Here is a 25,756-nt window from a genome sequence, read left to right as displayed (position 1 = left end):
AATGGCATAGCGGTGTGACTTAGTTAATAGCGATGTAGTAGTCGGTGCTGGAACTATCTTGGCAAACCCACAATTCGGGGTAGGTGGGGTCGGTCAAATGTTTATTCAATATTTCGAAAATGTCTTAGTATCGTTATATTTAATTCCATCTAAGAGATAGTGCTATGTCAAAATTACAAGATCTAAAAGACGGATACATTTACCTTGATGATTGCATATTGATTAAGCAAGATTTCTCAGCAGTTGCCGTTAGTGATCAGGGAGTGAAATTTGATCATGAGATCGATATGGGCAATGGTTGGGTGCTGCGATCCAGTCGGCTTCATTTTATTCTGGGTCATGAGGTTAATGTGACTTTTAACTTTTTTATTAGATAGTCTGAAAATGTTCGGTTTCGCATTGGTGAATGAAAATTGGCGTGACCTCGAAGAGCTCAAGAAAAAACATGACGATTTACTGAAGAGCCTGCTTGGTGAGCCTCAGATAAAAAATGAAGTTGTGGTGGCTTATGAGTTTACATGGGGGTCTATAACCTCTCAGAAGGATCCAAGAGGAGGCTCATGTAGCATAGAGGTTTATTGGGTGTAAAGGTATACGTGGACGGGGCAGGCTCTAACCAGTAGCAAAAAGGGGACGGATTTATTAGTGTGGGTGCGAGAGGTGTTTTATCCTGAAATAGGTGTACACCTGTTTCAGGACCAGATAGGGACGGGACTCCAGAAAATAAATCCGTCCCCTTTGTCCCTGAATAAGTATCAGGTGTCTCCGTATAGTGTTTATCATCCAGATGTTATTAATGCAATCAACGCTATTGAGCCTGGCTCTTTTAATCAAAATTGGTTGAAGTTTTGGAGTCGTCAGTAATGATGAGTGGTTGCGTTGGACAATTAGGAGAGCTTCGGATTTGGTGTAACGAGCCTCATGTGGCTTTCTGCGGTGTTTTCGACGTTGAAGAAAGTGTTTTATCTTTTTCAAATGATCGATTTAATAATTCCGTGGAACGCTCCTTGGTTCTTGAGATTATGCTCCCTAGAGGGGGGGCGTACAATATATGGCTTATTGGGTTTGCATTACTTTCCGTCGTATGGCGGTTCCATGATTAGTATTAAAGTCACAAGGCAGGCTTGTGCTAGTAAGGTGTGCCAGGATTCTTTAATTAGTGATTTCGAAACAATTAATGTTGGTTTGCCTACCATGTACGCCAATGCTTCAGTTGCAGGCTTTAAACGCGCTTTTTCTGATGGTTTGGACGTTGGTCCTGGACTGATTGAGATATGCTATGCAGCCTTTGGAGATGTTTCTTCAAATGAGCAGATATTTGAAAAGATGGGCTATTCGTTGGCTAATTTATTGTCGCTACAATTAGATGAGATTTCAATAGATGCAGTAGGCACCCTGTTGTTAGGGTAGTAAGTGAGCGAAAAAGAGCGGATCTGTTTGTTTGGTGTCCCGTCCTGAATAAAGGTTGCACCTTCTGATCTATTTTCAGGAAGGCGTAATGGAAGCAGGAAAAAAGGTATAGTCTGAATGGGATAAAAGTGGCGAATTCATTTGTTTTGATGCAGGGGCCAGAAAATAAATTCGTCTCTTTGTTAACAGGATTTTAAAAGTGAAAAGACAAGAATTGTTATCTGGTCTTTATGCAATAGGCGTTAATAGTAATAGCTACTCTTTGGGGGAGATTCGTCGCGGCGATTGTATGTGTGTCGTTTTGGAGAGTGGCAAATGGAAGGTTTATTACGTGGAGCGTGATCTTCCGGATCAACTTGCAGTGCTAGACACCGAAGAGCAAGCTTATAACTATGTTTATGAAACGTTTTGTAAGTGGCTTGGTCTGCACAGATCGCATTAGTTAGACTTTGCGCAGAAAAAATAAAAAGTGGACGATTTATTATAGTAAACGGGTACAGAGTGCGGTTTTCTATGTCGTGGAAAAATGTGGTCTTTTCCCATTTTGCTCATGACAAAAATACCGATCCGATACCCTCGTCCACTAGGTAGCTGAAAGGGATAGATATGGCATTTTATATAGAGATGGATAAGGTTGTAGAAACTGAAGAGTATGTTGAGTGCACATTCGGCCGGAATTTGGAGGTTGGGATAATGCGGCTGGGAAAAAAGGATGAAACTATTCATGTGTTGAAAGAGTGTCCTCTGGATGTAAATGGGGAATGGTCGAAAAGAACTGCTATGAAGCTAATTCGTCTTTGGAAAAATGGAAATTTTCCTGAAAAAACTCAGTGGGCTTCTTGAGGAAAAAATGAAGAGAAAGGGCTGATTTATTTGTTTGGCTATGCGGCGGCCAAAAAATAAATCTATCCTGTTTTTAGGTTGCCGACTTTCTTGGTCCTTATTTTGATATTTTGTAATGGTGGGTTAATGCTTGAGGGTATTCTCGATGGTGAGTTACCGTGCCAGATTTTTAGGGCCTTGATAGAGGCCGATCCTACCGTTGGTAATATACGTCTTAGTGAGATTTTTCATGAGGAGTTTATCGGGGTGGATAGTTTGGCTATGCAGCTTGTTTGGCATTGGAGTGGGCCAGGGAAAACTGGAGGAATTAGTGATGAGTCACTAAACGCTGAGTTGTTGGCAATGTTGAAGAGCGCAGGTTATTTGTAGGGGAAGAAAAGTGTACGTTGCATCGACCGGTTGAGCCCGCCGCCGATTTATTTGTTTGGCTTGTATGGTAGCTAGAAAATAAATCTGTCCGTTTTTCGTTTTCTACACCCGACATACGCTTAATAAGGACATCCAGACGTGAAAAAAAACACACTACTGACACTGACCCTGATTCTCACATTACCAGGCTGCCATTCCAACGTCAGGGACTCTTCCCCCAGTCTGCTGAAAGACGGTATCCAGCTGCGCCAGAACACGGTAACAGTGGATGCGCAGCACGCCAAGGTCATCATGAAAGCGTCGGGTTATACATTTCCAGTAGAGTTTTCGGTCAGGCGTGCGGCAGATCCTGACCAACGATTGGAGGTACTTGGAACCGTGGTGGATTCCGGCCAGGGCAAGGTGTTCGGCTGGATCGCCAAACTCAACGAAGTGGCCAACAGCGCCACGGTTAAACGCTTCCCGCAGTTGGAAGTACAGGCCGATGCCGACAAGCCTTTCGAGGTGTCGGGATATTCGAATGGCAGGGGCGCTGGGGGGGCCTATAGTTGCGGTCCGCTGAAAAGCACCTTTACACCAGAACGAAGCAAGGTCTATCTGGTGGAGTTCCAGTTTGTGGGTGAGCGCTGTGAGCAGCATGTTTACGATGTCACCCAGCCTCAGCAGCGTATTCCCGTGACGAGCGTACCTGCGGTGTGAAAGGGATTTGTCTATTGCTCACAACATGAAACGGGCGACCTACAGGTCGCCCGTTTTCATTCACTCCGCAGCCTGCGCCCGCAACCGCCGACCGATTACATCCATCAAATCACAGCCATCACGCAACGGGATGGCGAGCAATTTTGAGAAGTCGGATAGCACGACCGTGTCGCAGCCGATTTCTGCGCGAAAGGCGATGTTTTCCAGCACTTGGGTGACGGTGCGGATGCGGTAATCGGCCATGGCTTGCAGGACGTCGAGTGGAGCTTGGGTGTCGATTAGCAGGGAGGCCGGGATCAGGTCGATTCCGGTGAGGGGCATGTATCTATCCATGGGTGGAGCCTCTTGTCATTGATGAGGACTCTCTGTGATCAGGTCGCCAAACCCGGTCGCCTTTTGGGCGACGGTTTGACTATAAGGATCAGCCACCCAGCGGTACAGAGCGCCGGTTCTGAACTTGATGTAGGGGAAATGTCCTGATGCGGTCGGACAGTCGCCTGGCAAATTGCTAATGACTAAACACTGCCGACACCTGTGGGAGCGAGCTTGCTCGCGATAGCGGTGTATCAGCCAATATCAGTGTTGAATGTTTGTCAGTCATCGCGAGCAAGCTCGCTCCCACAGTGGATTTGCGGTGTTTGGGGATAGGGTGTTCGGCAGATGCTCTATCCCTCATGGCAGCAGCTGGCCGGGGCCTTGTCGTCATACTTATCGTGAAGCCTTACCCACTCCATGATTTCCTCTTCATTACGGCCCTTGGGCGTCAGGTCGAGGTAGTTATAGGCCCCAACCAACATGTCCAAACCTCGGGCATAGGTGGAATAGGTGTGGAAAATCTCGCCCGCTTCATTGCGATAAAACACGCTGAGGCCGGGGAGTTCTTCTTCGGCGCCGTCGGATTTTTCGTAGTTGTAGGTGGCTTTACCGGCGGTGACGTCTTCTGCTCGGGCCGAGACGCCGAAGTCGTAGTTGAAGTCGCAACCTTCTGACGACACCCAGTCGAATTTCCAGCCCATGCGTCGTTTGAAGGCCTGGAATTCGGCGAACGGTGCGTGGGAAACCGCTACCACGGCGACGTCATGATGGGCCAGGTGTTGGTTGGCGCCGTCGATGTGGTCGGACAGGAACGAGCAGCCGGAACAACCCTCATCCCAGCCTTTGCCAAACATGAAGTGGTAGATGACCAACTGGCTACGGTCGCCGAACAGGTCCGCCAGTTTCAGTTCGCCATTCGGACCCTGAAAGCGATAGCTCTTGTCGATTTTCACCCAGGGCAGGGCGCGGCGTTCGGCGCTGAGTTTGTCTCGTTCTTTGGTGAAGGCTTTTTCGTGGGCCAGGTGTTGCTTGCGGGCGGCGAGCCATTCTTCTCGGGAGACGACGGGATGATTCTGAATGTTCATTGGGATTCTCCTGCGGGATGCGGGGAGGTGACTTACACAGCCTAGTCGTTTGGCCTACGGCCAATTCGACATGCCGCCGGTCGGTACAGGCAAAAACCTCGGCTGAACGGCTACGAACCGCGCCGGTCACAACCAATGAAGGCCATTTCACTCGCGGGTATTGGAGGTTGATCAGGATGACGACTTATAACTGGGATTTGATTGAACGCTTGCTGCACGAGGTGCAGAACAGCGCCGGCCACAGCTTCACACCACGGCCCTACGCCGAGCAGTACGCGGCGGAAAAAGCGGCGAAGGGCGAGACGATTGAGAACCTGGATCACCTGAAAGCGGTGGCCGGTGAGTACGAAAAGTTACTGTTGGCGCGCGGCTATATTGAGCCTCGGCCTGAGGATCAAGGTGGCAATGGTTCAAACTACATTTTGACGCCTCGGGGCTCGAGTTTATTGAGCCTGATCGACAGCAGCATCCCGGGAAATGACCATCCGCGGCAGGTGTTGGATGAGCAGGACGATGCGCTGGATGAGGTGACGTTTGATGGGGTGGCGTCGAAGGCGCAGATTGCCTGACGATCAGCCCCTAACCCATTGTGGGAGCGAGCCTGCTCGCGATTGCGGTACACCAGTAACATCATTGTTTACTGATACACCGCAATCGCGAGCAGGCTCGCTCCCACATTGGATTTGTGTAGAGCTTAGCTCTGCTTTGTCGCCTTCAGGCACTTCAAATCATTGAAGTCCTTGCGCACCCCTTCTATTTTCTTCAGCAACCGCTGGCGTTGTTCTGGCGTGCTTTCGGCCATCAAATCCACAAATAGCCCCCGTGCCTGGGCTTCGGTGCTGGCGTAGGCCTGGCGATAAGCGGACGTCCACAAACTCTCTCGATTCACCAGAAGCGTCTCGATGCGCTGTGGGAATTCTGGACTCTGGCGCTGCGCAACCGCCGCACTGAACTGTTTCTGCCAATGGGCGCGGTTGGCGATCCATTGCGTATTCTGGTCACCCAAGGCGTTGGACCACGCGACAACGCGTAGCTGCTGGGTTGCGCTGAGCGGGCCGAGCCAGTCATTCAGGCGTTTTTCCATACGCTGGCTGCGCGCCTTGACCTGTTGATCGAGAGAGGGCTTGAGGTATTGCTCCTGGCGTTTGCGCTGGTCCTTGGCGAAGGCGTCGTTCATCTCCGCGACTTGCTGGTCATCCAGCCCCTGTAACAGCTCAATGGCCGACGGGGTGATTTCCCGGGCGGTTTGGGCGATGGCCTGTTTGGCTTCCTGGACGCGGGCTTGCAGCGCAGCGTCGGTGACCTGATTGGTCTCGACCATGACCTGCAGGCGATCCAGCCAATCGAGGTAGCCCGGCAGTTGCGTGGTGCAGTGCCAGCTCAGGTGTTCCTTGAGGCGCTCGTTGAACCAGCCTTTCTGCTCGCCGTTCATGTCCAGGTAGTCGCTGAGCGTCCACGGAATAATCACGTCGAGGTTGCGATAGGCCAGGCCCACGCGGCTGCACGCACCGAGGGCGAGACTGAGGGTGATAACGACGGCGAGACACTTCAACCAGCGCGACATGGGCGAATCCTTTGCGAAGGCCTGGCTTTTTTTAATGGGCTTCTCTATGTGAACGCAGGATGAACCTCGCAGTTCAGCCGATCAATAAAAGGCGCGTTCGGCCTTGAGGGTGAGTAGCCCGTCGCATTGGCTGTTGTGCCCGGAATAGGCGGAGCAGCTGTTGCCACTCAAGCTAGAGTCACTGTAGATCAGGTCCAGGTCGACGCCCATGAACGGACGGGAAAGTTGCACGGACCAGTCGGTGAAACTGCCTACATACCCACCGTCGACGGACACCGGCGTGTTGAGCTGGTGGGTGGTGTATTTCATGCTGATCCCGATGCCGAACGGCTGATTGCCACCCAGGTCGGCGAACACGGTGCTGTTCTGTTTGTCCGGGTCGTTGCTGAACGCTGCGCCAAAACGGCTGCCCAGAAAGGTCAGGCCACCGAAAAGCTCTTGGCTGTCGAGGGTGTCCACTTTCGGATAGCTGTAACGGATCATTCCGACTTCGTACCCGAGGGTATTATCGAAAGGCTGTTTAAAGCCCATGTAGGAGTCGACTTCAAGGTTAGCCCCTGGCGTTAAACCCATGCTCGGTGCCCATTGGCCCACGTAAAAACCGCTGTCGTGACTCAGGTCGAGACCACCGTGGAACGAGCCGGTGCTGGAAGGTTTGACCAGCCCTTGGGCCATGCTGCGGCTGGGGGTGGTGCCGAGTTTGAGATCGAAGTCGCCCAGTTCACGCTGAAAGGTTTGCGCATTGGCGATCGAGCACGACAGCAGGGTGCCGAGCAATAGATAGGAGGGTTTGAGCATGCGTCACTCCATGACAGCGAGGTGCAGGCACTAAAAACCTACTGAAACGCTTGATCTAGACGTGTGCAAGCATACCGGCGAATGCTCGGCATCGAGGGCCGTTCGTCTATTTTTGAAATATTGATGTGTTTGGCGGGGTGTTGCGAGGAGGTTCCAGTCCAAGCGCTTCGAAGCTCAAAGCGCTTAGGGACCAGGTGACGCGGCGGATCTTGGGGAAGTTACTTCTTGCCCAGGGTGATCTGCTTGGACGGGCCGAACGTCTGGCCGCTGACGCCTTTGGCAATTTGCTGGATCTCGCCGCCGGACTTGAGGAACGCAGCAATCTGGTTGTTGATCGATTCGCTGGTTTCAACGGCTGGAGCTGGCTTTGCTTTGCTGTTGGATGCTTTTACACGCATGGCGGCCATTAACCTATAGAAAATTAACTTGGCCAGGCATCGTACAGGAAATACTTGACAATTGCTTGGTAAATATCCCCCCGAAATACACGGGGCAGATGAAGAATTAATCACAAGTTATTATTCTGAATAGGCCTCTAAGCTGCTGTTTTAACTAAGAACACTCGTGAAAAAGTACCGTTTTCTGCTTGGCAGGCTGGTGCGCCCATAGCCAGATCGGCCTGACGAGCGGCCAGGCGCGTGCGGTAAAACCCAGGAAAATTAAGCCCTTCAGAGGATTTTCTTGCGCCACCGGGCTGGCCAGCGAACGCAGCCCGCAAAACCGGGTAGAATGCCGCCCACGCAATGAGGGTATTGGAAATGGCTTTAGTCGGGCGCTACAACAGTTTGCAAGTGGTTAAACACACTAACTTCGGTTTATATCTGGACGGTGGCGCGGATGGCGAAATCCTCCTGCCTAATCGTTATATTCCCAAAGATATTCCCAGCGAAGATGAAGACTGGCTCAACGTTTTTATTTATCTGGACAGTGATGACAAACTCATCGCAACTACCGAAAAGCCGAAAGTTCAGGTCGGTGAGTTCGCCAGTTTAAAAGTCGTTGAAGTCAACAGCATCGGTGTTTTCCTGGATTGGGGCTTGCCGAAGGATCTGTTGCTGCCGTACTCCGAAGAAAAGCGCCAAATGACCGCCGGCGAGTATGTGGTGGTGCACGTCTACCTCGACAAGCACACCCGCCGCATCACCGCGACGGCACGTCTGGACCGCTACCTAGACAAGACCCCGGGCAACTACACCCCAGGCCAGGAAGTTGATTTGCTGGTTGCCGAAGCTACCGATATGGGCTTCAAGGCGATCATCAACAACAAGCACTGGGGCCTGATCCACAAGAACGAAATCTTCAAGTTCATGCGCGCCGGTAAAGAAGAGAAGGGCTTTATCAAAGAAGTCCGCGCCGACGGCAAGATCAGCCTGAGCCTGCAACCGGTCGGCGAAGAAGCCGCCACCAGCCTGAATTCGAAGATTCTCGCCAAGTTGCGCGACAACAATGGCAGCCTGCCGGTCAGCGACAAGAGCGACCCGACGGTGATCAGCAGTATGTTTGGCGTGAGCAAGGGCAACTTCAAAAAGGCCATCGGTGCGTTGTACAAGAACGGCCAGATCGTTATTCATTCCGATCGCATCGAGCTGAGCTGAGCTGAGCTGACTGAGCCCCGTGGTGTATTGAGCCACGCGCAACGCGCAATGACGCCTGCAGAGATTTAAAGGTCTCTGGCAGGCTCTTTTTTCTGTCCATCTGGTTAATAATCGACAGCCTGATTTTTCGCCCCGGCGCCGCTTGTTCCGCGAGCAGGCCGGGGCTTTGTTTTTACTGTCGAGTCACTGCCATGTTCTGTTTTGTCGAGAAAGTCCTGTGAGCGCCACCCGGCGCAGTGCCGATGGGTTTGCCCTGCAAGTGATGATAGGGTTGTGCCTGATCTGGGGTATTCAGCAGGTGATGATCAAGTGGGCGGCGCCAGACATCGCGCCGGTCATGCAGGCCGCCGGGCGCTCGGGTATTTCCGCGTTGCTCGTAGGACTGTTGATCTGCTGGAAGGGCGGCTGGGATCAAGTGGACAACACGTGGCGCGGTGGACTACTGGCTGGCGCGCTCTTTGGCCTGGAGTTCTTCTTCATTTCCGAAGGCCTGCAACTGACCACGGCCGCGCACATGTCGGTATTCCTTTACACCGCGCCAATCTTCACCGCGTTGGGCGTTCATTGGCTGTTGCCGAGTGAGCGTTTAAGACCGGTCCAATGGCTGGGGATTTTCCTCGCCTTCGTCGGGATCGCCATCGCCTTTGCCGGTGGGGTGTCGTGGGACAACCTCGATCACCGCATGTTGATGGGCGATGCGCTGGGCGTCCTGGCCGGCGCGTCCTGGGGCGCGACCACGGTGGTGGTGCGCGCTTCGCGCCTGTCGGAAGCGCCGGTGACCCTGACGCTGTTCTATCAATTGATTGTCGGTTTCGTTGGCCTGTTGCTGATCGCGATCCTCAGCGGTCAGGTCACCCACATCAGCCTGACCACCGTGGCGGTGGCCAGTGTGTTGTTCCAGGGATTGGTGGTGTCGTTCTTCAGTTACCTGACCTGGTTCTGGCTGTTGCGCCGTTATCTGGCGGCGAACCTGGCGGTGTTTTCGTTCATGACGCCGCTGTTCGGCGTCACGTTCGGCGTGGTGTTGCTGGGCGAAGAGCTGAGCTTCAACTTCGTCATCGGTGCGGTGCTGGTGCTGCTGGGTATCACGTTTGTCAGCGCTGAGCAGTGGGTGCGCCGTCGTTTGCGCAAAGCCCTTGGGCAGAGCTGACCGGACGCAATAACAGGCCGCCGGCGACCATCAAACCACAACCGGCGAACACCAGCGCGGGCTGCAAACCACCGCTGAAGTGGCTGCTCATTGCGGCCAGCAACGGCCCGCTGAGCTGGCCCACTGCAAAGCACGCTGTCAGCAGCCCGGCGTTGCGCTGGGTAGCATGGGGCGCCAGCTCCCGGGAACGTTGCATCACCAACTGCATGCAGGCCAGGAACGGTGTGCCGCAGAGGATCACGCCCAAGGCCAGGCCTGGGCCGCTGCCCAACAAGCAAGCGAAGACCCCGGCAGCTTGCAGCCACAACGTCGCCATCAACCAATAGCGAGTGCCCTGCGGGTGTTGTCGACGCAGACTCACCAACACCACCCCGATGGCCGAAGCAAGGCCAAAGCAAGGCCAGAACAGGTCGGCCTGCCATTGGCCATGGAACTGCGCGTTGGCCATTTGCGAGAGGAATGTGGCCGGAATGATGTAGCCCAAACCGTACAGCCCATAGACCACGCCTAAACGGCTGATGCCATGATTGCCCGAGCCAGCGACGCTGGGGGCAGCGGCGACGGTCGTGGCCGGTTGTGGCAGGAACGGCAGAATCCCCAGCAGCATCGCCAGCCCGACGCCGGCATACACCAGCCACAAGGCTGCAGAAGTCTGCCCCAGCAGGTTCGACCCCAAGGCCAACAAGCCCGTCAGAAAAATCCCCAGACCCGGTCCGGCAAATACCAGGGCGCCAAGTCGTGGACGACCGGCCGCTGCGGCCAACGGCTGGCTCAACGCGGTGATCATCACCAGCACCCAGGCGCTGGCCACGCCGGTGCCGAACCGCAGCACCAGATGGGACCAAAACCCGTTGGCCCAGAACGACGCCAGGGTCATCAGTACACAGAGCCACAAACCACCCAGCAGCCGCCGACGAACCTGATCGGGACGGCGGGAGAACATCGCGTCCACCGCGCCAACGAAGTAGCCGAGGTAGTTGGCCGCGGCAATCAGACCGGCGGCGGTCAGGTCGATCTGACCCTCGCTGAGCAGGTGCGGCAACTGAGGCGTGAGGGCGAAACGCCCGATGCCCATGGCCATCATCAGGGCGACGAAACTGGCGAGTAAGCGAATCAGAGGCGACATAGTCTGAGTTCCCACAGAGGATCAATGACCGTCAGGCTAGGACTGATTGACTTTCTTTTAAAATGAATAATAGTGAGTAACTTGTTCTGATTTGGAGAATGGCGTGGAATTCAGCCAATTGCGGATTTTCCAGGCGGTAGCGCAGGAGGGTTCCATCACCCGTGCTGCCGAACGCCTGCACCGGGTGCCGTCGAACCTGTCGACCCGGCTCAAACAACTGGAAGAGCAACTCGGTGTAGAACTGTTCGTGCGTGAACGTCAGCGTTTGCAGTTGTCGCCCGCGGGAAAAGTCCTGCTGGACTACACCGCCAAGCTGTTCAATCTGCACGACGAAGCTCAAGCGGCGGTGCAGGGCGGGCAACCGGCGGGAGAGTTCGTGCTCGGCACGATGTACAGCACGGCGGCGATTCATCTGCCGGGGTTGTTGGCGCGTTATCACCGCACTTACCCGGCGGTGAACCTGCAAGTGCAGTCCGGGCCAAGCGGCGAATTGCTTGAAGGTTTGCTCACCGGGCGTCTCGATGCGGCGCTGGTGGACGGTCCGCTGGAACTGGCCGGGCTCGACGGCGTGCCATTGTGCGACGAACGGCTGGTGCTGATCAGCGAGGCCGATCACCCGCCGATCCTCAGCGCGCTGGATGTGGAAGGGCGGTCGGTGTTCACGTTTCGCCAGGGTTGTTCCTACCGGATGCGCCTGGAAGCCTGGTTCGCCCATTACCATGCGGCCATGGGCCGGGCGATGGAAATCGAGTCTTATCCGGGGATGCTTGCTTGTGTGATCGCCGGCTCAGGCGTGGCGCTGATGTCGGAGTCGATGCTCGCCAGCCTGCCGGGCCGCGAAAGCGTGGCGGTGCATCCGTTGGCCGAGCCGTTTGCCAGTGCCACCACGTGGCTGATGTGGCGCAAAGGCATGGTCGGGGCGAATTTGAACGCGTGGCTTGAGCAGCAACAATTGGTCTATCCGTCGGCGCCGAGTCAGGCTCGGGCGATGGCTTGAACTATCGGTCAGGTATTTTGATCAATTCAGTAACAGATCATTGCGACTTTGGGCGAGCATTGCGTAGGACTTCGGACTATTATCAGTGCGAAGTGGCTACAGAATTTTGGCCACTCGGCACTACCCTGAAGGGGGCACCATGAAAGAGAAAATCCAAAACTGGCTGCACGACCTGGGTGTTGCACTCGGTTTGATCGAACCGCCTCTGCAACCTGTGCCTATTCGCACTGACGACGAACAACGCCGACGCCAGCCGCGTCGCCGGTAAGCGCAACGCAGCCGTTGTTGTAGCAGCTGCCGAGCACCGCGAGGCTGCGTTCGGCGGCGAAGCAGTCGCAAGCCGACCGACGCGCTGAGTCTGAAAGAATGAAGTCCCTGGTTCTGCGACAGCTTCGTCCGAACGCGGCCCGCACCGAACGCAGCCTCGCAGGCTCGGCAGCTGCTACAGGAGCGCGCGCGAATTCAAGAAGTGGCAAACTCAATGCCGCCCAATCTCGATTAAAAACCGACTCAAGTCATTCGCCGTCCTGGCGGTCTTGAGCATCTGATCTTCCTGAGCCGTAAACGCCGTCAAACCCAGCTCATCCTCCAGATGGAAGATCAGCTCTTCGATATCTTCTTTATCCAATCCCAATTGCGCCAGGCTCGCGTTGTCGTCGAAGTCATCCTGACCCTCCAGCAGGCGGCGGATGAAACGATGTACGGCAGCACGAACGGCAGCTCTTTTCATGGTGGTTCTTCGAGGGCGTTATTGTTGTTGTCCCTGGGTCTGAGTACAGCAGGCTTCAGGCGTGCAAGCGCTGCCACTCGTCAATCATCGTGCGCAAATGTTCCCCTGAAAAACTCCCGAAATGCCCGCCATGCACCGTGCGGATCGGCAACTCGCGCAAACGCTGCAGGCTGCGGGCGTAGTCGTCGAGGTTGGAATGGTAGGCGTCTTCGATCAACGGCCCGTCGTAGATGATGTCGCCGCTGAACAGGGTCTCGGTCGCGGTTTCATACAGGCTGATACCGCCAGGTGAATGCCCCGGTGTATGCAGCACTTGCAACACGCGATTGCCCAGGTCCAGCACGTCACCTTCTTCGATCAAACCTGTGGCCGGCGCCGCTTTGACCCGGTATTCGGCGTAGCACAACGGGCAATCGGGGTGAGCCTCGAACATGTCGTCGCCGACAAAGGCTTTGCTCAAATCGTTGTCGCCGTCCGGTGCGGCGAGGATGTCCGCCTCAGCCGGGTGCACCAGCCGTTCAGGAAATTCGTGATGCCCGGCGATGTGGTCGAAATGGCAATGACTGGCCACCGCTACCAGTGGCCGTTCGGTGATCCACGGCAGTTGCTCGCGCAGGCTGACCAGCCCGGAACCGCTGTCGAGCAGCAAGTCTTTGTCGCGGCCCTGGATGTGCCAGAGGTTGCAGCGATAGAAGGGGCGGATGTAAGGCTCGTGAATCAAGCGAATACCATCGCTGAGTTGTTTGACCTCGAACCACTGATCGCGGCTGACGATCTTCATAGGCAGTTTCCTTCAGACGAAAAAAAACGGGTGTGGCAACCGACGCCACACCCGTCGAAGAAAGCATCAAGTTGTTATGTTCAGCTTAGGCGGCGTTGGCCACCACTGCGGGGCGAGGGGACATCAGGCTGACCAGCACGAAGCTCACCAGACCAACACCGAGGCTGTAGTAGATCGGGGTGTTGGCATCCAGACCGTCTTTGAACATGAACACCAACGCTGTGGCGAAGCCCATGCCCATGCTGGCGATAGCGCCGGCGGTGTTTGCGCGTTTCCAGAAAATCGCACCGATCAGCGGGATCAGCATGCCGCCCACCAGCAGGTTGTACGCCAGGGTCAGGGCGCTGATCACATCATTCACGACCAGAGCGATGCCGAGTACCACGATGCCGGTCAACAGGGTGAACAGGCGGTTCATGCCCAGGCTCGACTGTTTACCGCCACGCAGTTTCGGCAGCAGGTCTTCGGTCAGGGTGGTGGCAGCGGCGAGCAGGCCGGCGCTGGCGGTGGACATCATGGCCGCCAGGGCAGCGGCGATCACCAGGCCACGGATACCGTCCGGCAGGGACAGTTTGACGATGGCGGCGAAGGCGTTGTTGACGTTGTCCAGGTCCGGGATCAGTACGTGAGCGGCCATGCCGATCAGGGCGCAGGCCAGTCCGTAAAGGATGCAGTAGAAGCCTGCGAATGTACCGGCGACCTGGGCCACTTTGGCGCTCTTGACGGTGAACACACGCTGCCAGATGTCCTGGCCGATCAGGATCCCGAAGAAGTAGATCATGAAGTAGGTGATGATGGTGTCCCAGCCAATCGTGGTGAAGCTGAAGGCGGTGGCCGGCAGTTTCAACACCAACTCATCCCAGCCACCGACGCGGTACAGGCAGATTGGCAACAGGATGAACATCAGGCCCACGGTCTTGATCACGAACTGGACGATATCGGTCAGGGTCAGGGACCACATGCCGCCGATCGCGGAGTAAATCACCACCACGCCACCGCCGAGCAATACCGACAGCCAGAACGGCAGGCCGAACAGTACTTGCAGCACGGTGCCAATGGCCAGGATGGAGACCACGCCGATCATCAGGGCATACGCCAGCATGATCACCGCGCTCGCGGAGCGGGCCATCGGGTTGTAGCGTTTTTCCAGCACCTGGGTAACGGTGTAGATCTTCAGTTTCAGCAGCGGTTTGGCGAGGAACAGGTTCAGCGCCACGATCCCGCAACCGAGGGCCGCGCAGAGCCAGAAACCGGAGATGCCATGAACGTAGCCCAGGCGTACGGTGCCGACGGTGGACGCGCCGCCCAGAACGGTGGCGGCCATGGTGCCCATGTACAGGCTCGGGCCGAGGTTACGACCGGCGACCAAAAAGTCTTCGTTGGTCTTGGCCTTGCGCATGCCGTAGTAGCCCAGTATCAGCATCGCGGCGGCGTAGATGAGTACGACGAATAAATCCAAAGCCATGATGGCGTGTCTCCGATTGTCTTTTTTATGGTGAAACAAAAATATTTCTGTGGGGCATCCCTCTGTGGGAGTGAGCCTGCTCGCGATAGCGGTCTTTCAGTCACATCTATGTTGGATGTGCCGCCGTCTTCGCGAGCAGGCTCGCTCCCACAGGGAGAACGGTGTCAGGCTGGCTGACGCAGTTCATTTTTTGTCGTGTTGCTCGAGCCCTTGCTGCGTGCATCGCTTGGACCGAACACCGCGGCCGGTTCCGGGAACAGGCTCAGCAGCGCCAGGTACACCAGCGAGGCCAGGCCCAGGGTGACTGGCAGGCTGATGTCGATACCGCCAGCCAGATCGCCCAGTACACCGACAAACTGCCCCGGCAGGTTCACAAAGCACAAACCCACCAGTGCACTCGGGATCCAGGCACCCAGGCCACGCCAGTTCCAGCCATGCGTGAACCAGTAACGACCACCTTTCTCGCCGCGGGTGAACACTTGCAGATCATCCGGGCAGTAGAAGCCGCGGCGCACCAGCAGACCGATGATCATGATCACCATCCACGGGGTGGTGCAGGTGATGATCAACACAGCGAAGGTCGACACGCTCTGCACCAGGTTCGCCGCAAAGCGCCCGATGAAGATGAAGGCAATCGACATCACACCGATCAGCAACGTGGCTTTGACCCGCGACAGTACCCGTGGGAACACGCTGGACATATCCAGCCCGGTGCCATAGAGCGAGGTGGTGCCGGTGGACATGCCGCCGATCACCGCAATCAGGCATACCGGCAGGAAGAACCAGCTCGGCGAGACGGCCAACAGACCGCCGACGTAGTTGTTGGCGGCGATGTAGTCCGGTGCCTTGATCGCTACGATGGTGGCAGTGGCGAGGCCGAACAGGAACGGGATGAAGGTTGCAATCTGCGAGATCACCACCGCCGCCATGATCCGGCGCTTGGAGGTGTCACGCGGGATGTAACGCGACCAGTCACCGAGGAACGCGCCGAAGGAAATCGGGTTGCTCATGGCCACCAGTGCAGCGCCGATGAAGGCCGCCCAGAAACCCGGTTGACCCATGCTGACGGTACCGGCGTAGTTCACATCGAAAGGGCCGGCGAAGGCGAAGATGCCTAGCAGGAACAGCAGGCTGGCACTCCATACCGCGATCTTGTTGACCCACAGCAGGAAGCGGAAGCCATAGATGCAGACTGTCAGCACCAGAATCGCGAACAGACCGTAGGCCAGGCCCAGGGTCAGGTCGGTTTCCGGAAGACCGATCAAGCGTTTGGCGCCACCGATCAGCGCATCACCCGAACTCCACACCGAGAGCGAGAAGAAGGCGATGGCGGTCAACAACGACAGAAACGAACCGACGATCCGTCCGTGCACGCCGAAGTGCGCACCGGAAGACACGGCGTTGTTGGTGCCATTGATAGGCCCGAACAGGCCCATTGGCGCAAGGATAAGCGAGCCCAGCAACACCCCCAGCACAATCGCCCAGACGCCCGCCTGAAAAGACAGGCCGAACAGGACCGGGAAACTGCCGAGCACGGCGGTGGCAAAGGTGTTGGAACCCCCGAAGATCATCCGGAACAAATCCGTCGGGCCTGCGGTGCGTTCACTGTCCGGGATCTGTTCGACCCCGTAGGTTTCAATGTGCGTAAGGCTTTGGTCTTTGTTGTTGTTATTCATGATCAGCTCCGATCATAAAGGCGCGCTCATCGTGTGTGAGCGTCACCTGTTTGGCTAAGGGGTTGGCAGCCCTTCCGGCATCGCGGACAAATGTTCGTGGCAGGCCAGCCATAGGCCTTGTTGTTCTTGGCCAGACGCTTGTTTCTTGAAAACAATCGTCTCGCGCTCCTGGCTGAAGTGTTGCTCCCCTTGCATGCGCAGCTCGGTGGCCACGTCATGGATGAAAATCGCCACGTCACCTTGCAGGCTGACGAAGGCGTTGCTCGAGGTGCACGAAAGCACCTCGAAGCCATCCTCCGAGCGCCAGGTGTCCCACAACGCCTGATAGGCATCGCGTGACAGCAGGGGCTGCTCGAGGGTGTAGAACACGAAGCTGGCATCGGTGCTGAACGCACCGAAGTAGGCTTCGCGATCATTACGGGCAAAGGCGGTTACCAGATCGGCAGCGGCCTTGAGTACCTGATCACGTTCGTTCATGACCAATCCTCAGCGGTGGACCACGCCAGGCAGTACGCAGAGCATTTCGTACAGCAGGTTGGCGGCCAGCAGCGAGGTGTTGCCGGTGGTGTCATACGCGGGCGAGACTTCTACCAGATCGCAGCCGACCAGGTCGAGGCCTTGGCAGCCGCGAACGATTTCAATTGCCTGAATGGTCGTCAGACCACCGATTTCCGGGGTGCCGGTACCTGGCGCCCACGCTGGATCGATGCCGTCGATGTCGAAACTCAAGTACACCGGACCGCCGCCGACTTTCTCGCGAACTTCGGCCATCAACGGGGCCAGGGATTTGTGCCAGCACTCTTCGGCCTGAACCACACGGAAACCCTGATTACGGCTCCAGTTGAAGTCGTCAGCGGTGTAGCCCTGAGCGCGCAGACCGATTTGCACCACGCGGTCCGGATCCAGAAGGCCTTCTTCGACAGCGCGACGGAAGGTGGTGCCGTGGGCGATTTTCTCGCCGAACATGTGATCGTTCACATCGGCGTGAGCGTCGATGTGCACCAGGCCGACCTTGCCGTGCTTTTTATGAATCGCACGCAGGATTGGCAGGGTGATGGTGTGGTCGCCGCCGAGGGTCAGGGGGATCACATTATGTTCGAGGATTTTGTGGTAGGACTCTTCGATGATCCGTACGGCGTCGAGCAGGTTGAACGTGTTGATCGCCACGTCACCGATGTCGGCAACCGACAGCGAGTCGAACGGTGCAGCGCCGGTGGCCATGTTGTACGGGCGGATCATCACCGATTCAGCGCGGATTTCGCGAGGTCCGAAACGGGTGCCTGGGCGCAGGGACGTGCCGATGTCCAGCGGGACGCCAACAAAGGCAGCATCCAGACCGGCAGCGGTTGGCAAATGGGGAAGTCGCATCATGGTGGCGATGCCGCCGAAGCGCGGCATTTCATTGCCGCCCAGTGGTTGGTGAAGAATCTTGTCCACGGGTAGGGCCTCATCGTCGTTGTTTTATTTATGTCGGTTGCGCAGGTCGGGGAGACGCAGGCACCGCTGTGGGCCGATTCTGCGAAATGCAGTGGCCGGGAAGAATCGCTACGGGCAAATACTTAGTTCATATTTTTCTAAACTAATGGCGGAGGGGGAGATAGACTTCTCCGCATTGAGATTTGCGATCGGCTCAGGATCGACCCCTCACCCTAACCCTCTCCCCAGGGGGGCGAGGGGACTGACCGAGTTGTTCTCGCGAGTTACATCGACCTGAAATATCGAATCGAACTCAGGATTTGAAAGCCATGGAGATCGGCTCCCTTTCCCCTCTCCCCAGGGGGGCGAGGGGACTGACTGAGTTGTTCTCGCGAGTTACATCGACCTGAAATATCGAATCGCACTCAGGATCTGAAAGCCATGGAGATCGGCTCCCTTTCCCTCTCTCCCCAGAGGGTAGAGGGGACTGACCGAGTTGTTCTCGCAAGTTACATCGACCTGAAATATCGAGTCGAACTCAGGATTTGAAGGCCATGGAGATCGGCTCCCTTTCCCCCTCTCCCCCGTGGGGAGAGGGCTGGGGTGAGGGGTGGATTTAACAGACCACACATTTCTAAAGTCCGGAGCCCCCATGGCCAACGCGTTACCCGACCTGAAACTGTTGCGTATCTTCGTCAGCGTGGTTCGCCATCAGGGGTTTGCCAATGCCCAGCAAGAGCTCAATCTCTCGACCTCGGCCATCAGCACCTACATGAGCCAGCTCGAAGCCGCCCTCGGCCTGGTCCTCTGCCATCGCGGCCGGGGAGGTTTCAGCCTGACCAGCAAAGGCGAGTTGTTCCACCAGGAAACCCTGCGCCTGCTCGGCGAACTCGAAGGCTTCGAGCAATACGCTGCGGCCCTCAAAGGCGAACTGCGCGGCACCTTGAACCTTGGCGTCATCGACTCCACCGTCAGCGACAAGGCCTTACCCTTCGCCGAAGCCATCGGTGCTTACAGCCAGGAACACCCGGCCGTGCATTTGCATTTGTCGGTCATGAGCCCTTACGAGCTGCAACTCGGCGTGCAGGACAACCGCCTCGACCTGGCCATCGGTGCGTTCTCCACGCGCATGAGCGGTCTGGTCTACATGCCGCTGTACCGCGAGCAACACTGGTTGTATTGCAGTAGTCGTCATCCGCTGTTCACCGAGCGGCGCATTCCCGAGCAAGTCATCACCCAGCAGCGCATGGTCGGCCGTGGTTACTGGAGCCAGGCGGAACTGGCGCGCCACGGTTTCAAACACAGCGCGGCGACGGTGGAAAGTATGGAGGCGCAGCTGATTCTAGTGCTGTCCGGCGCCTACATCGGTTACCTGCCGGAGCACTACGCTCAGGCCTGGGCGGATAAAGGCGATTTGCGCGTGCTGCTGCCGGCGACCTTCGGTTATCAGGCGCCGTTCTCGATGATCGTGCGTCGTGGCCGTAGCCGCGAGCCGTTGATCCAGACCTTTCGCGATTTGCTCAAAGCGCAACTCAATCAGGCCGCTTAACGGAAAAAGAAGCAATGTCCAGAATCCAATGTCCGCGCTGCCTGCGTCCGCAAACCCATTGCCTGTGCCCGCTGATTCCGAGCCTCGACAGCTGCACCCGGGTGTTGCTGCTGCAACATCCGAGCGAAGTGAACCATGCACTGAACACCGCGCGGTTGGCGGCGTTGGGGTTGAGGAATGCCGAGTTGATAGTTGGCGAGGTGTTCGAGGATTTGCCGGCATTGTTGAATCAGCCGGGTTATCAGGCGCGTCTGCTGTTTCCTGCCGATGATGCGCAGCCGTTGCAGGCTTACACGGCAACTGATCAACCATTGCTGCTGGTCGTCCCGGACGGCACCTGGCGCAAGGCGCGCAAGCTGCTGCACCTCAACCCGCTGCTGGCGGCGTTGCCGAGGGTGACGTTGGCGCAGGGCGCGGTGTCCCGTTATCGATTGCGCAAGGCTCCGGGGCCGGGGGCGTTGTCGACGGTGGAGGCGATTGTTCAGGCGTTGCAGACGCTGGAAGCACCGTCATCGTTTGAGCCGTTGTTAAAGCCGTTTGAGGCACTGATCGAGGGGCAAATTGCGGCGATGGGGGAGGAGACCTTCCAGCGTAATCATGGGCCGAAATAATTGTTGTGTTTGAGGGCCTCTTCGCGAGCAGGCTCGCTCCCACATTCGGCCGAGTTCTTCCAGAAGAAATGCGATCCACTGTGGGAGCGAGCCTGCTCGCGAAAGCGGTGGAACAATCACCAATAAACCTAACCAGAAACTATCTTTCGCGCATCGCCTCAGTCCGGGCTTTGAGCACCGGTTTCAGCAGGTAATCCAACACGCTTTTCTCCCCTGTGATGATGTCCACGGTGGCAACCATCCCCGGAATAATCAGCAACGGTTTCACATCCCCGCCCAAATGGTTTTTATCCGTGCGCACCTGAATCAAATAGAAGCTGTTGCCCTTGTCATCCGTAATCGTGTCTGCCCCAATCAACTCCAGCTTCGCACTCAACCCTCCATAAATCGTGTAGTCGTAGGCACTGAACTTGACCATCGCTTTCTGCCCCGGATGCAGAAATGCCACGTCCTGCGGCCGCACTTTGGCTTCGATCAGCAAGTTGTCTTCAATGGGCACGATTTCCACCATGTCGCTGCCCGGCTGGACCACGCCGCCGATGGTGTTGACCTTCAGCACTTTGATAATCCCGTGAACCGGCGACACCACCGTGGTGCGGGTTACGCGGTCATCGATAGCAATGCTCGATGCCGTGATTTTCGACAGGTCGGTGCGTTTTTCATTCAGCTCTTTCGCCGCGTCGGAGCGGAAGGATTGTTCGGACTCATCAATCTTGCTTTTGATCTCGTTGATCGCCGATTCCGCACGGGGAATCGCCAGCGTCGTGGCATTCAGCGAGCCGCGAATCTCCACCGCGCTGCGTTTGAGTCGCAAGATTTCCACCGGCGAAACAGCCCCGGTGCCCACCAGCGGCGCGGACATGTTCATCTCTTGCTGCAGCAATGCCAGGCTTGAACTGAATTGGCCCTGTTTGGAGCGGAACTCCGCCAGTTCCTGGGTTTTTTGCCGAAGTTGCTCACTCAAGGTGCGCTGTTCGCTGGCCAGTCGACGTTGCCGTTGCTCGTACAGCGAGCGCTCGTCTTCGGCCACTTGCGGCGCCTTGGCGATCACTTCGGGGGACAGGCTGAACGGCCGGCCTTCCGCTTCGGCCGACAGCCGTTCGACCTGTGCGGTCAGCGCATAACGATCCGCCTCGCTTTCGCCCTTGTTCGACAGGAATCGAGTGTCATCGAGGCGCAGCAAGGTGTCGCCCTTGTTCACCATTTGCCCTTCGCGAACGAAGATCTCAGTGACGATGCCGCCCTCCAGGTTCTGGATCACTTGAACCTTGCTCGACGGAATCGCCTTGCCTTCGCCCATGGTCACTTCCTGCAGCACCGCGAACTTGGCCCAGACCAGCGCCGAGATCAGCAACCCTGCCGCCAGCCACACGGTGATCCGCGACAGGCGCGGGGAGTCCTGCAACGAGGCGCCGGCGGTTTCCGGCATGTATTCGTTTTCCGCGCTTTTGCTGAAGCTGCCGAAGTAGCCGCGATCCTTTGAAACGTCGGATGATGAACGGGCCATGGCTAGCTCCTAGACAGCCGCAGAGCCGACACGGCCCTTGCGCAGTGCATCGATGACCACTTCTTTAGGACCGTCGGCGACGATTCGCCCGTTGTCCAGCACCACCAGCCGATCCACCAGGCTGAGCATCGAGGTACGGTGGGTCACCAGCAGCAGGGTTTTGCCCTGGACCCAGCGGTGGAGTTTTTGCCGCAGAACGTCTTCGCTGCTGTTGTCCATGGCACTGGTGGGTTCGTCGAGCAACATGATCGGCGGATCCAGCAACAAGGCGCGGGCCAGCAACACCGCCTGACGTTGCCCGCCGGACAGCAGTTGTCCGCGTTCACCCACCGGCCGGTCGAAGCCTTGCGGATGCTGACGCGCCAGCTCGGTGACGCCGGTCAGTTCGGCGACTTCGAGCATCCGTGCGTCGCTGATGTAGCGCGCGCCGAGGGTCAGGTTGTCGCGCAGGCTGCCGGCCAACAACGGCAGGTCATGGGCGACGTAACCGATTTGCTGGCGCAGGTCGGCGACGTCCAATTGCCGCAAGTCCAGGCCATCGAGCAGCAGTTGGCCTTCTTCCGGTGCGTAGAAACCCATCACCAGCCGCGCCAGCGTACTTTTGCCCGAGCCGCTGCGACCGATGATGCCGATCCGCTCGCCGGGTTTCACGCTGAAGCTGATGTTGGCCAACGCCGCAGCGTTCTGGCCGTTGTAGTGGAACGTCACACTGCTGACGTCCAGCGCACCTTGCAGTTGCGTGCGTTCCAGCGGCCGTTGTTTGGCGTCACGTTCCTGCGGCAAGGACATCAGCGCATCGGTGCTTTTCATGGTCAGTTGCGCTTGCTGATAGCGCGTGATCAAACCGGCAATCTGTCCCAGCGGTGCGAGCACCCGGCTGCCGAGCATGTAGGTCGCCACCAGCGCGCCGACGCTGAGGTTGCCAGCGATGATGCTGTAAACCCCGGCGACGATGGTCGCCATGCCGGAGAATTGCTGGATGAACAGCGTGCCGTTGGTGGCCAGCGCCGAGAGGTTGCGCGCATGGCTGTCGAGGCGGGTGAGGGCGCCGTGGGTGCTTTCCCATTTGTGCTGGCGTTCACTTTCGGCGCTGCAGGCCTTGAGGGTTTCCAGACCACCGAGGGTTTCGATCAGCAGCGCCTGGCGTTCGGCGCCCAGGCTCAGACTTTTCTGCACGGTGTCGCGCAGACGCACCTGGATCACCATCGCGAAGATGATCGTGATCGGAAACGCCAACAACGGAATCACCACCAGCCAGCCGCCGAGCAGGCCGATCACCACCAGCATCAGCACGGCAAAGGGCAGGTCGATCAGGCTGGTGAGGGTCACGGCGGTGAGGAATTCCCGCAGGCCCTGGAAGTCGTGAATGCTTTGGGCAAAACCACCGATGGTTGCCGGTCGCGCTTTCATCGCCATGCCGGTGATGCGTTCGAACAGCGTGGCCGAAAGGATCACGTCGGTTTTCTTCCCGGCGGTGTCCAGCAGGTGCGCGCGAACCACCCGCAACACCAGTTCGAAACCGGTGCCGATCAGCAAGCCGATCGACAACACCCACAAGGTCGACGTGGCCTGGTTCGGCACCACCCGATCATAAGTCTGCATCACGAACAGCGGCACCATCAGCCCCAGCAGGTTGATCAGAAAGCTCGCCAGAATTGCATCGCTGTACAACCACTTCGACAACTTCAAGGTGTCGCGAAACCACGCCTCAACTCGCGGCACCAGCGGCGAGCGCAAGTCTTCGAGTTCATGCCGTGGCCGCGCGAACAAGGCCTGGCCGCTGTAATTCTCGGCCAGCTCATCGCGGCTGACCCATTGTTCACCGCCGTCGGCTTCGCTCGGCAAAATCAGCAACTGCCCGTCATCGCCGAAGCGTCGTAGAACGGCCGTACGGCCGTTGTTGAGGATCAGCATCACAGGCAGGTTGAGGGCGGAAATATCCGCCAGTTCACGGCGCAGCAATCGCGCTTGCAAACTGGCCCGGGCCGCTGCGCGAGGCAGCAGGTCCAGGCTCAAACGTTGCTTGTTCAGGGGAAGCCCGGCACTCAGGCTGGCGCGACTGACCGTCGCGCCGTGAAGTTTGCAGAGGATCAACAGACCGTCCAGAAGCGGGTCATCGAAGCTCAGGCGCGGATCGACACTGATATTGCCGGGTTCCATGCTGGTCACATTGATCGCTCCCGTTGGCATAGGTATCTACACATCTCTCTGTAGGAGCTGCCGCAGGCTGCGATCTTTTGATCTTGTTTTTTTCAGGATCAAGATCAAAAGATCGCAGCCTGCGGCAGCTCCTACAGGGGTTACTTCAGTTCAGGCAAACGGGCTTCGTTTTTTACTTCCGTGGAGGCAATCGCATCGGCGGGCAACACCACCCGTTGTTTGCTCAGCAACTGACCCATGTTCGCCAGCACGCGGTACATCGAGAACTCCTCGGTGTAGCGCACTTCGGTGTAGCGGCGGTTGGCGTTGTAGAGCTCGTTTTCACTGTCCAGCAGGTCGAGCAGGGTGCGTTGACCGAGGCCGAACTGGTCCTGATACGCCACGCGCACGCGTCGGCTGGTATCCGCGTATTCGCGGGCGGTCGGGGTTTGTTTCTTGGCATTGACCATGGCGTTCCAGGCCAGGTGAATGTTCTCGTTGAGTTGGCGCAGGGCATTGTTGCGGATGTCCATTGCCTGGTTGATCTGGTGCGCATCGGAGGCCAGACGAGCCTTGTCACTGCCACCGTGGAACAGGTTGTAGTTCATCACCACACCCACGCGCCATTCGTTGTCGTGGCCTTCATCGCCCTGCACGTTGTTGTTCGCTCCCACGGCGGCTTCGGCGTCGAAACGAGGGTAGAACGGCGACTTGGCAACTTCGTACTGGCTCTCGGCCGATTGCACATCGGCTTGGGCGGATTTCAGGTACGGGTTGTTTTCCACCATGCTTTGCTGGGCTTCCTGCAGGGTGGCGGGCAGTTCGCCGCGGGTCGAGGGCGGCGCTTCGAGTTCATCGGGCAGGCGCCCCACGACGGCGTAGAAGTTCGACTCGGCATCCGCCAGATCGACTTCAGCGGTATCGAGGTTGTTTTGCGCCAGTGCGCGGCGAGCGACGGACTGGTCGGAGTCGGCGTTGCTGCCGATACCGCGCTGGGTGCGCAGACCAATCTGATCGTTGACCCGCATGTGAGCTTGCAGATTGTTCGTGGCCAGGGTCACCAGTTCGCGGCGCTTGAGCACTTCGAGGTAGACCTCGATGGTGCGCAAGGCCAGATCCTGAGCGGTGCCCTGAGCGTAATAGGCCCGCGAATTGACCACGCCTTTGGTGCGCTGGACTTCGTTGGCGGTGTTGAAACCGTCGAAGAGCATCTGCCGCAGGCGCAATTCCGATTGGGTGTAGGTCAGGATTTCGGTGTGGTGATTGCCGAATGCCCGGGTGTTGGTGTTATCGCTGTACCCGCGCCCGTAGGCGGCATTCAGATCAACTGATGGATAAAAGCCCCCCTTGGCGACTTTCACTTGCTCATCGGCCGAGAGCCGGCTGTCTACCCGCGACGCCAACTCCGGGTGGGTCGCGATGGTGCTCTGGATGGCCTCCGTCAATGACATGGCCTGAGCCTGAGAAGTGCAGGCCATCGCCAGCAGAATTGCGCTGCATAGGGGGGTTAATACGCGCATGGGTGCCTCTCCCTGATTCCTAATGGTGCTTATTAGTCGCCAAATATTTGACGGCATTTATAGTGAAAACTGTTTCATGCTTGTAACAACAGAGCTAAGAACATTTTAGAGAGAACCATAGAAGAATTTTTCATAAGTCTTATGCCAAAAAAAACTTATGCGCTCTGCAAAATCCAGCACATTGTTCACTCCGAAAGCCCTTGATTTATGAGCGTTAGGGCGCTCAACAGGGCTTGAGGAAAGTTCAAAACCACATATCGATAAAGGGCGGGGAAGTGCTGGAGGGGAGGGAGGCGGACGGTTTTTTGGTGACGGTTTTTTGTCACCTTGGTGGATCAAAACCGTTACGCATCGCTCAAAGGGCTATTTGTTGCGCAAGTGGATCCCGATGCCATTGATTGCATAGGGTTT

General features: G+C 57.0%; 26 protein-coding genes. 11 read left to right on the top strand and 15 right to left on the bottom strand.

Going from position 1 to position 25,756, the window contains the following annotated elements:
- Positions 1-1,095: 1,095 nt before the first annotated feature.
- From ACYZTW_RS25635 to ACYZTW_RS25620, 4 genes are all read left to right on the top strand, one after another.
- Entirely contained in the window at positions 1,096-1,410 is a 315-nt protein-coding gene (locus ACYZTW_RS25635) for a hypothetical protein (protein WP_462002311.1), read from the top strand.
- 199 nt (positions 1,411-1,609) lie between these two features.
- Positions 1,610-1,852 carry a hypothetical protein gene (locus tag ACYZTW_RS25630; RefSeq protein WP_462002310.1) on the top strand — a complete coding sequence of 81 codons (243 nt, stop codon included), beginning with the start codon at positions 1,610-1,612 and terminating at the stop codon, positions 1,850-1,852.
- A 164-nt stretch (positions 1,853-2,016) separates the two neighbouring features.
- The gene (locus ACYZTW_RS25625; protein ID WP_462002309.1) at positions 2,017-2,253 is read left to right on the top strand and encodes a hypothetical protein; all 237 of its coding nucleotides are present in this window, start codon (positions 2,017-2,019) and stop codon (positions 2,251-2,253) included.
- A 507-nt stretch (positions 2,254-2,760) separates the two neighbouring features.
- A complete protein-coding gene (locus tag ACYZTW_RS25620; RefSeq protein ID WP_462002308.1) occupies positions 2,761-3,321 on the top strand; it encodes a hypothetical protein in 561 nt (186 codons plus the stop codon).
- 60 nt (positions 3,322-3,381) lie between these two features.
- Here the strand turns inward: ACYZTW_RS25620 and ACYZTW_RS25615 are convergent, their stop codons facing one another.
- On the bottom strand, positions 3,382-3,654 hold the full coding sequence (locus ACYZTW_RS25615; RefSeq protein WP_008076699.1) for a hypothetical protein: 273 nt from the start codon (positions 3,652-3,654) through the stop codon (positions 3,382-3,384).
- Positions 3,655-3,986: 332 nt separating this feature from the next.
- Positions 3,987-4,721, bottom strand: coding sequence for a DUF899 domain-containing protein (locus ACYZTW_RS25610; protein WP_462002307.1), 735 nt, complete (start codon positions 4,719-4,721; stop codon positions 3,987-3,989).
- 176 nt (positions 4,722-4,897) lie between these two features.
- On the opposite strand from ACYZTW_RS25610, the gene ACYZTW_RS25605 reads away from it, so the two are divergent.
- Positions 4,898-5,290, top strand: coding sequence for a transcriptional regulator (locus tag ACYZTW_RS25605; protein ID WP_462002306.1), 393 nt, complete (start codon positions 4,898-4,900; stop codon positions 5,288-5,290).
- 125 nt (positions 5,291-5,415) lie between these two features.
- On the opposite strand, the gene ACYZTW_RS25600 is transcribed toward ACYZTW_RS25605, so the two are convergent.
- From ACYZTW_RS25600 to ACYZTW_RS25590, 3 genes are all read right to left on the bottom strand, one after another.
- Positions 5,416-6,285: a DUF6279 family lipoprotein gene (locus tag ACYZTW_RS25600; protein WP_462002305.1), complete on the bottom strand. Its 870-nt coding sequence runs from the start codon at positions 6,283-6,285 to the stop codon at positions 5,416-5,418.
- An 81-nt stretch (positions 6,286-6,366) separates the two neighbouring features.
- Positions 6,367-7,083 carry a TorF family putative porin gene (locus ACYZTW_RS25595; RefSeq protein WP_462002304.1) on the bottom strand — a complete coding sequence of 239 codons (717 nt, stop codon included), beginning with the start codon at positions 7,081-7,083 and terminating at the stop codon, positions 6,367-6,369.
- 218 nt (positions 7,084-7,301) lie between these two features.
- Complete coding sequence (locus ACYZTW_RS25590) at positions 7,302-7,490, bottom strand: hypothetical protein (RefSeq protein WP_017337097.1); 189 nt, start codon at positions 7,488-7,490, stop codon at positions 7,302-7,304.
- A gap of 351 nt (positions 7,491-7,841) precedes the next feature.
- On the opposite strand from ACYZTW_RS25590, the gene ACYZTW_RS25585 reads away from it, so the two are divergent.
- Both ACYZTW_RS25585 and ACYZTW_RS25580 read left to right on the top strand, forming a co-directional pair.
- Positions 7,842-8,678, top strand: coding sequence for a CvfB family protein (locus ACYZTW_RS25585; RefSeq protein ID WP_462002303.1), 837 nt, complete (start codon positions 7,842-7,844; stop codon positions 8,676-8,678).
- 217 nt (positions 8,679-8,895) lie between these two features.
- A complete protein-coding gene (locus ACYZTW_RS25580) occupies positions 8,896-9,828 on the top strand; it encodes a DMT family transporter (protein ID WP_462002302.1) in 933 nt (310 codons plus the stop codon).
- Here ACYZTW_RS25580 and ACYZTW_RS25575 read toward each other — a convergent pair.
- A complete protein-coding gene (locus ACYZTW_RS25575; protein ID WP_462002301.1) occupies positions 9,773-10,954 on the bottom strand; it encodes an MFS transporter in 1,182 nt (393 codons plus the stop codon). The genes ACYZTW_RS25580 and ACYZTW_RS25575 overlap by 56 nt on opposite strands.
- 103 nt (positions 10,955-11,057) lie before the next feature.
- Between ACYZTW_RS25575 and ptrR the strand changes: the two genes are divergently transcribed.
- Both ptrR and ACYZTW_RS25565 read left to right on the top strand, forming a co-directional pair.
- Positions 11,058-11,951, top strand: coding sequence for a putrescine utilization regulator PtrR (gene ptrR, locus ACYZTW_RS25570; protein ID WP_462002300.1), 894 nt, complete (start codon positions 11,058-11,060; stop codon positions 11,949-11,951).
- A gap of 139 nt (positions 11,952-12,090) precedes the next feature.
- Entirely contained in the window at positions 12,091-12,219 is a 129-nt protein-coding gene (locus tag ACYZTW_RS25565) for a PA1414 family protein (protein ID WP_003184145.1), read from the top strand.
- 210 nt (positions 12,220-12,429) lie between these two features.
- On the opposite strand, the gene ACYZTW_RS25560 is transcribed toward ACYZTW_RS25565, so the two are convergent.
- The 6 genes from ACYZTW_RS25560 to speB all read right to left on the bottom strand — a co-directional run bounded on the left by ACYZTW_RS25560 (position 12,430) and on the right by speB (position 18,040).
- Entirely contained in the window at positions 12,430-12,681 is a 252-nt protein-coding gene (locus ACYZTW_RS25560; RefSeq protein WP_462002299.1) for an acyl carrier protein, read from the bottom strand.
- A 55-nt stretch (positions 12,682-12,736) separates the two neighbouring features.
- Positions 12,737-13,462, bottom strand: coding sequence for an MBL fold metallo-hydrolase (locus tag ACYZTW_RS25555; protein ID WP_462002298.1), 726 nt, complete (start codon positions 13,460-13,462; stop codon positions 12,737-12,739).
- Between the two features lie 85 nt (positions 13,463-13,547).
- A complete protein-coding gene (locus tag ACYZTW_RS25550; protein ID WP_462002297.1) occupies positions 13,548-14,927 on the bottom strand; it encodes a sodium:solute symporter family protein in 1,380 nt (459 codons plus the stop codon).
- Between the two features lie 164 nt (positions 14,928-15,091).
- Positions 15,092-16,603, bottom strand: coding sequence for a purine-cytosine permease family protein (locus tag ACYZTW_RS25545; protein ID WP_462002296.1), 1,512 nt, complete (start codon positions 16,601-16,603; stop codon positions 15,092-15,094).
- Positions 16,604-16,657: 54 nt separating this feature from the next.
- Entirely contained in the window at positions 16,658-17,080 is a 423-nt protein-coding gene (locus ACYZTW_RS25540; RefSeq protein ID WP_462002295.1) for a YybH family protein, read from the bottom strand.
- A 9-nt stretch (positions 17,081-17,089) separates the two neighbouring features.
- The gene (gene speB, locus ACYZTW_RS25535; protein ID WP_283190208.1) at positions 17,090-18,040 is read right to left on the bottom strand and encodes an agmatinase; all 951 of its coding nucleotides are present in this window, start codon (positions 18,038-18,040) and stop codon (positions 17,090-17,092) included.
- Between the two features lie 631 nt (positions 18,041-18,671).
- Between speB and ACYZTW_RS25530 the strand changes: the two genes are divergently transcribed.
- Positions 18,672-19,568, top strand: a complete 897-nt coding sequence (locus tag ACYZTW_RS25530) for a LysR family transcriptional regulator (RefSeq protein ID WP_008153227.1) — start codon at positions 18,672-18,674, stop codon at positions 19,566-19,568.
- A gap of 14 nt (positions 19,569-19,582) precedes the next feature.
- Positions 19,583-20,179 carry a tRNA-uridine aminocarboxypropyltransferase gene (locus tag ACYZTW_RS25525; RefSeq protein WP_462002294.1) on the top strand — a complete coding sequence of 199 codons (597 nt, stop codon included), beginning with the start codon at positions 19,583-19,585 and terminating at the stop codon, positions 20,177-20,179.
- Positions 20,180-20,318: 139 nt separating this feature from the next.
- On the opposite strand, the gene ACYZTW_RS25520 is transcribed toward ACYZTW_RS25525, so the two are convergent.
- The 3 genes from ACYZTW_RS25520 to ACYZTW_RS25510 form a co-directional block, all read right to left on the bottom strand.
- Positions 20,319-21,686, bottom strand: coding sequence for an HlyD family type I secretion periplasmic adaptor subunit (locus ACYZTW_RS25520; protein ID WP_462002293.1), 1,368 nt, complete (start codon positions 21,684-21,686; stop codon positions 20,319-20,321).
- A 9-nt stretch (positions 21,687-21,695) separates the two neighbouring features.
- Entirely contained in the window at positions 21,696-23,855 is a 2,160-nt protein-coding gene (locus tag ACYZTW_RS25515) for a type I secretion system permease/ATPase (protein ID WP_462002292.1), read from the bottom strand.
- A gap of 131 nt (positions 23,856-23,986) precedes the next feature.
- Complete coding sequence (locus ACYZTW_RS25510; RefSeq protein ID WP_462002291.1) at positions 23,987-25,345, bottom strand: TolC family outer membrane protein; 1,359 nt, start codon at positions 25,343-25,345, stop codon at positions 23,987-23,989.
- Positions 25,346-25,756 lie beyond the last annotated feature (411 nt).

Source organism: Pseudomonas sp. LB3P25, from assembly GCF_054897985.1.
The sequence above is the reverse complement of the archived record's forward strand: the minus strand, read 5'-3'. Positions and strand labels throughout refer to the sequence as shown.

Excerpts from the sequence above, each read along its gene's own strand:
- ACYZTW_RS25635 (WP_462002311.1), top strand. The coding sequence starts at position 1,096 with ATGATTAGTATTAAAGTCACAAGGCAGGCTTGTGCTAGTAAGGTGTGC.
- ACYZTW_RS25625 (WP_462002309.1), top strand. The coding sequence starts at position 2,017 with ATGGCATTTTATATAGAGATGGATAAGGTTGTAGAAACTGAAGAGTAT.
- ACYZTW_RS25615 (WP_008076699.1), bottom strand. The coding sequence starts at position 3,654 with ATGGATAGATACATGCCCCTCACCGGAATCGACCTGATCCCGGCCTCC.
- ACYZTW_RS25610 (WP_462002307.1), bottom strand. The coding sequence starts at position 4,721 with ATGAACATTCAGAATCATCCCGTCGTCTCCCGAGAAGAATGGCTCGCC.
- ACYZTW_RS25605 (WP_462002306.1), top strand. The coding sequence starts at position 4,898 with ATGACGACTTATAACTGGGATTTGATTGAACGCTTGCTGCACGAGGTG.
- ACYZTW_RS25600 (WP_462002305.1), bottom strand. The coding sequence starts at position 6,285 with ATGTCGCGCTGGTTGAAGTGTCTCGCCGTCGTTATCACCCTCAGTCTC.
- ACYZTW_RS25595 (WP_462002304.1), bottom strand. The coding sequence starts at position 7,083 with ATGCTCAAACCCTCCTATCTATTGCTCGGCACCCTGCTGTCGTGCTCG.
- ACYZTW_RS25590 (WP_017337097.1), bottom strand. The coding sequence starts at position 7,490 with ATGGCCGCCATGCGTGTAAAAGCATCCAACAGCAAAGCAAAGCCAGCT.
- ACYZTW_RS25585 (WP_462002303.1), top strand. The coding sequence starts at position 7,842 with ATGGCTTTAGTCGGGCGCTACAACAGTTTGCAAGTGGTTAAACACACT.
- ACYZTW_RS25575 (WP_462002301.1), bottom strand. The coding sequence starts at position 10,954 with ATGTCGCCTCTGATTCGCTTACTCGCCAGTTTCGTCGCCCTGATGATG.
- ACYZTW_RS25565 (WP_003184145.1), top strand. The coding sequence starts at position 12,091 with ATGAAAGAGAAAATCCAAAACTGGCTGCACGACCTGGGTGTTGCACTC.
- ACYZTW_RS25560 (WP_462002299.1), bottom strand. The coding sequence starts at position 12,681 with ATGAAAAGAGCTGCCGTTCGTGCTGCCGTACATCGTTTCATCCGCCGC.
- ACYZTW_RS25555 (WP_462002298.1), bottom strand. The coding sequence starts at position 13,462 with ATGAAGATCGTCAGCCGCGATCAGTGGTTCGAGGTCAAACAACTCAGC.
- ACYZTW_RS25550 (WP_462002297.1), bottom strand. The coding sequence starts at position 14,927 with ATGGCTTTGGATTTATTCGTCGTACTCATCTACGCCGCCGCGATGCTG.
- ACYZTW_RS25545 (WP_462002296.1), bottom strand. The coding sequence starts at position 16,603 with ATGAATAACAACAACAAAGACCAAAGCCTTACGCACATTGAAACCTAC.
- ACYZTW_RS25540 (WP_462002295.1), bottom strand. The coding sequence starts at position 17,080 with ATGAACGAACGTGATCAGGTACTCAAGGCCGCTGCCGATCTGGTAACC.
- ACYZTW_RS25530 (WP_008153227.1), top strand. The coding sequence starts at position 18,672 with ATGGCCAACGCGTTACCCGACCTGAAACTGTTGCGTATCTTCGTCAGC.
- ACYZTW_RS25525 (WP_462002294.1), top strand. The coding sequence starts at position 19,583 with ATGTCCAGAATCCAATGTCCGCGCTGCCTGCGTCCGCAAACCCATTGC.
- ACYZTW_RS25520 (WP_462002293.1), bottom strand. The coding sequence starts at position 21,686 with ATGGCCCGTTCATCATCCGACGTTTCAAAGGATCGCGGCTACTTCGGC.
- ACYZTW_RS25510 (WP_462002291.1), bottom strand. The coding sequence starts at position 25,345 with ATGCGCGTATTAACCCCCCTATGCAGCGCAATTCTGCTGGCGATGGCC.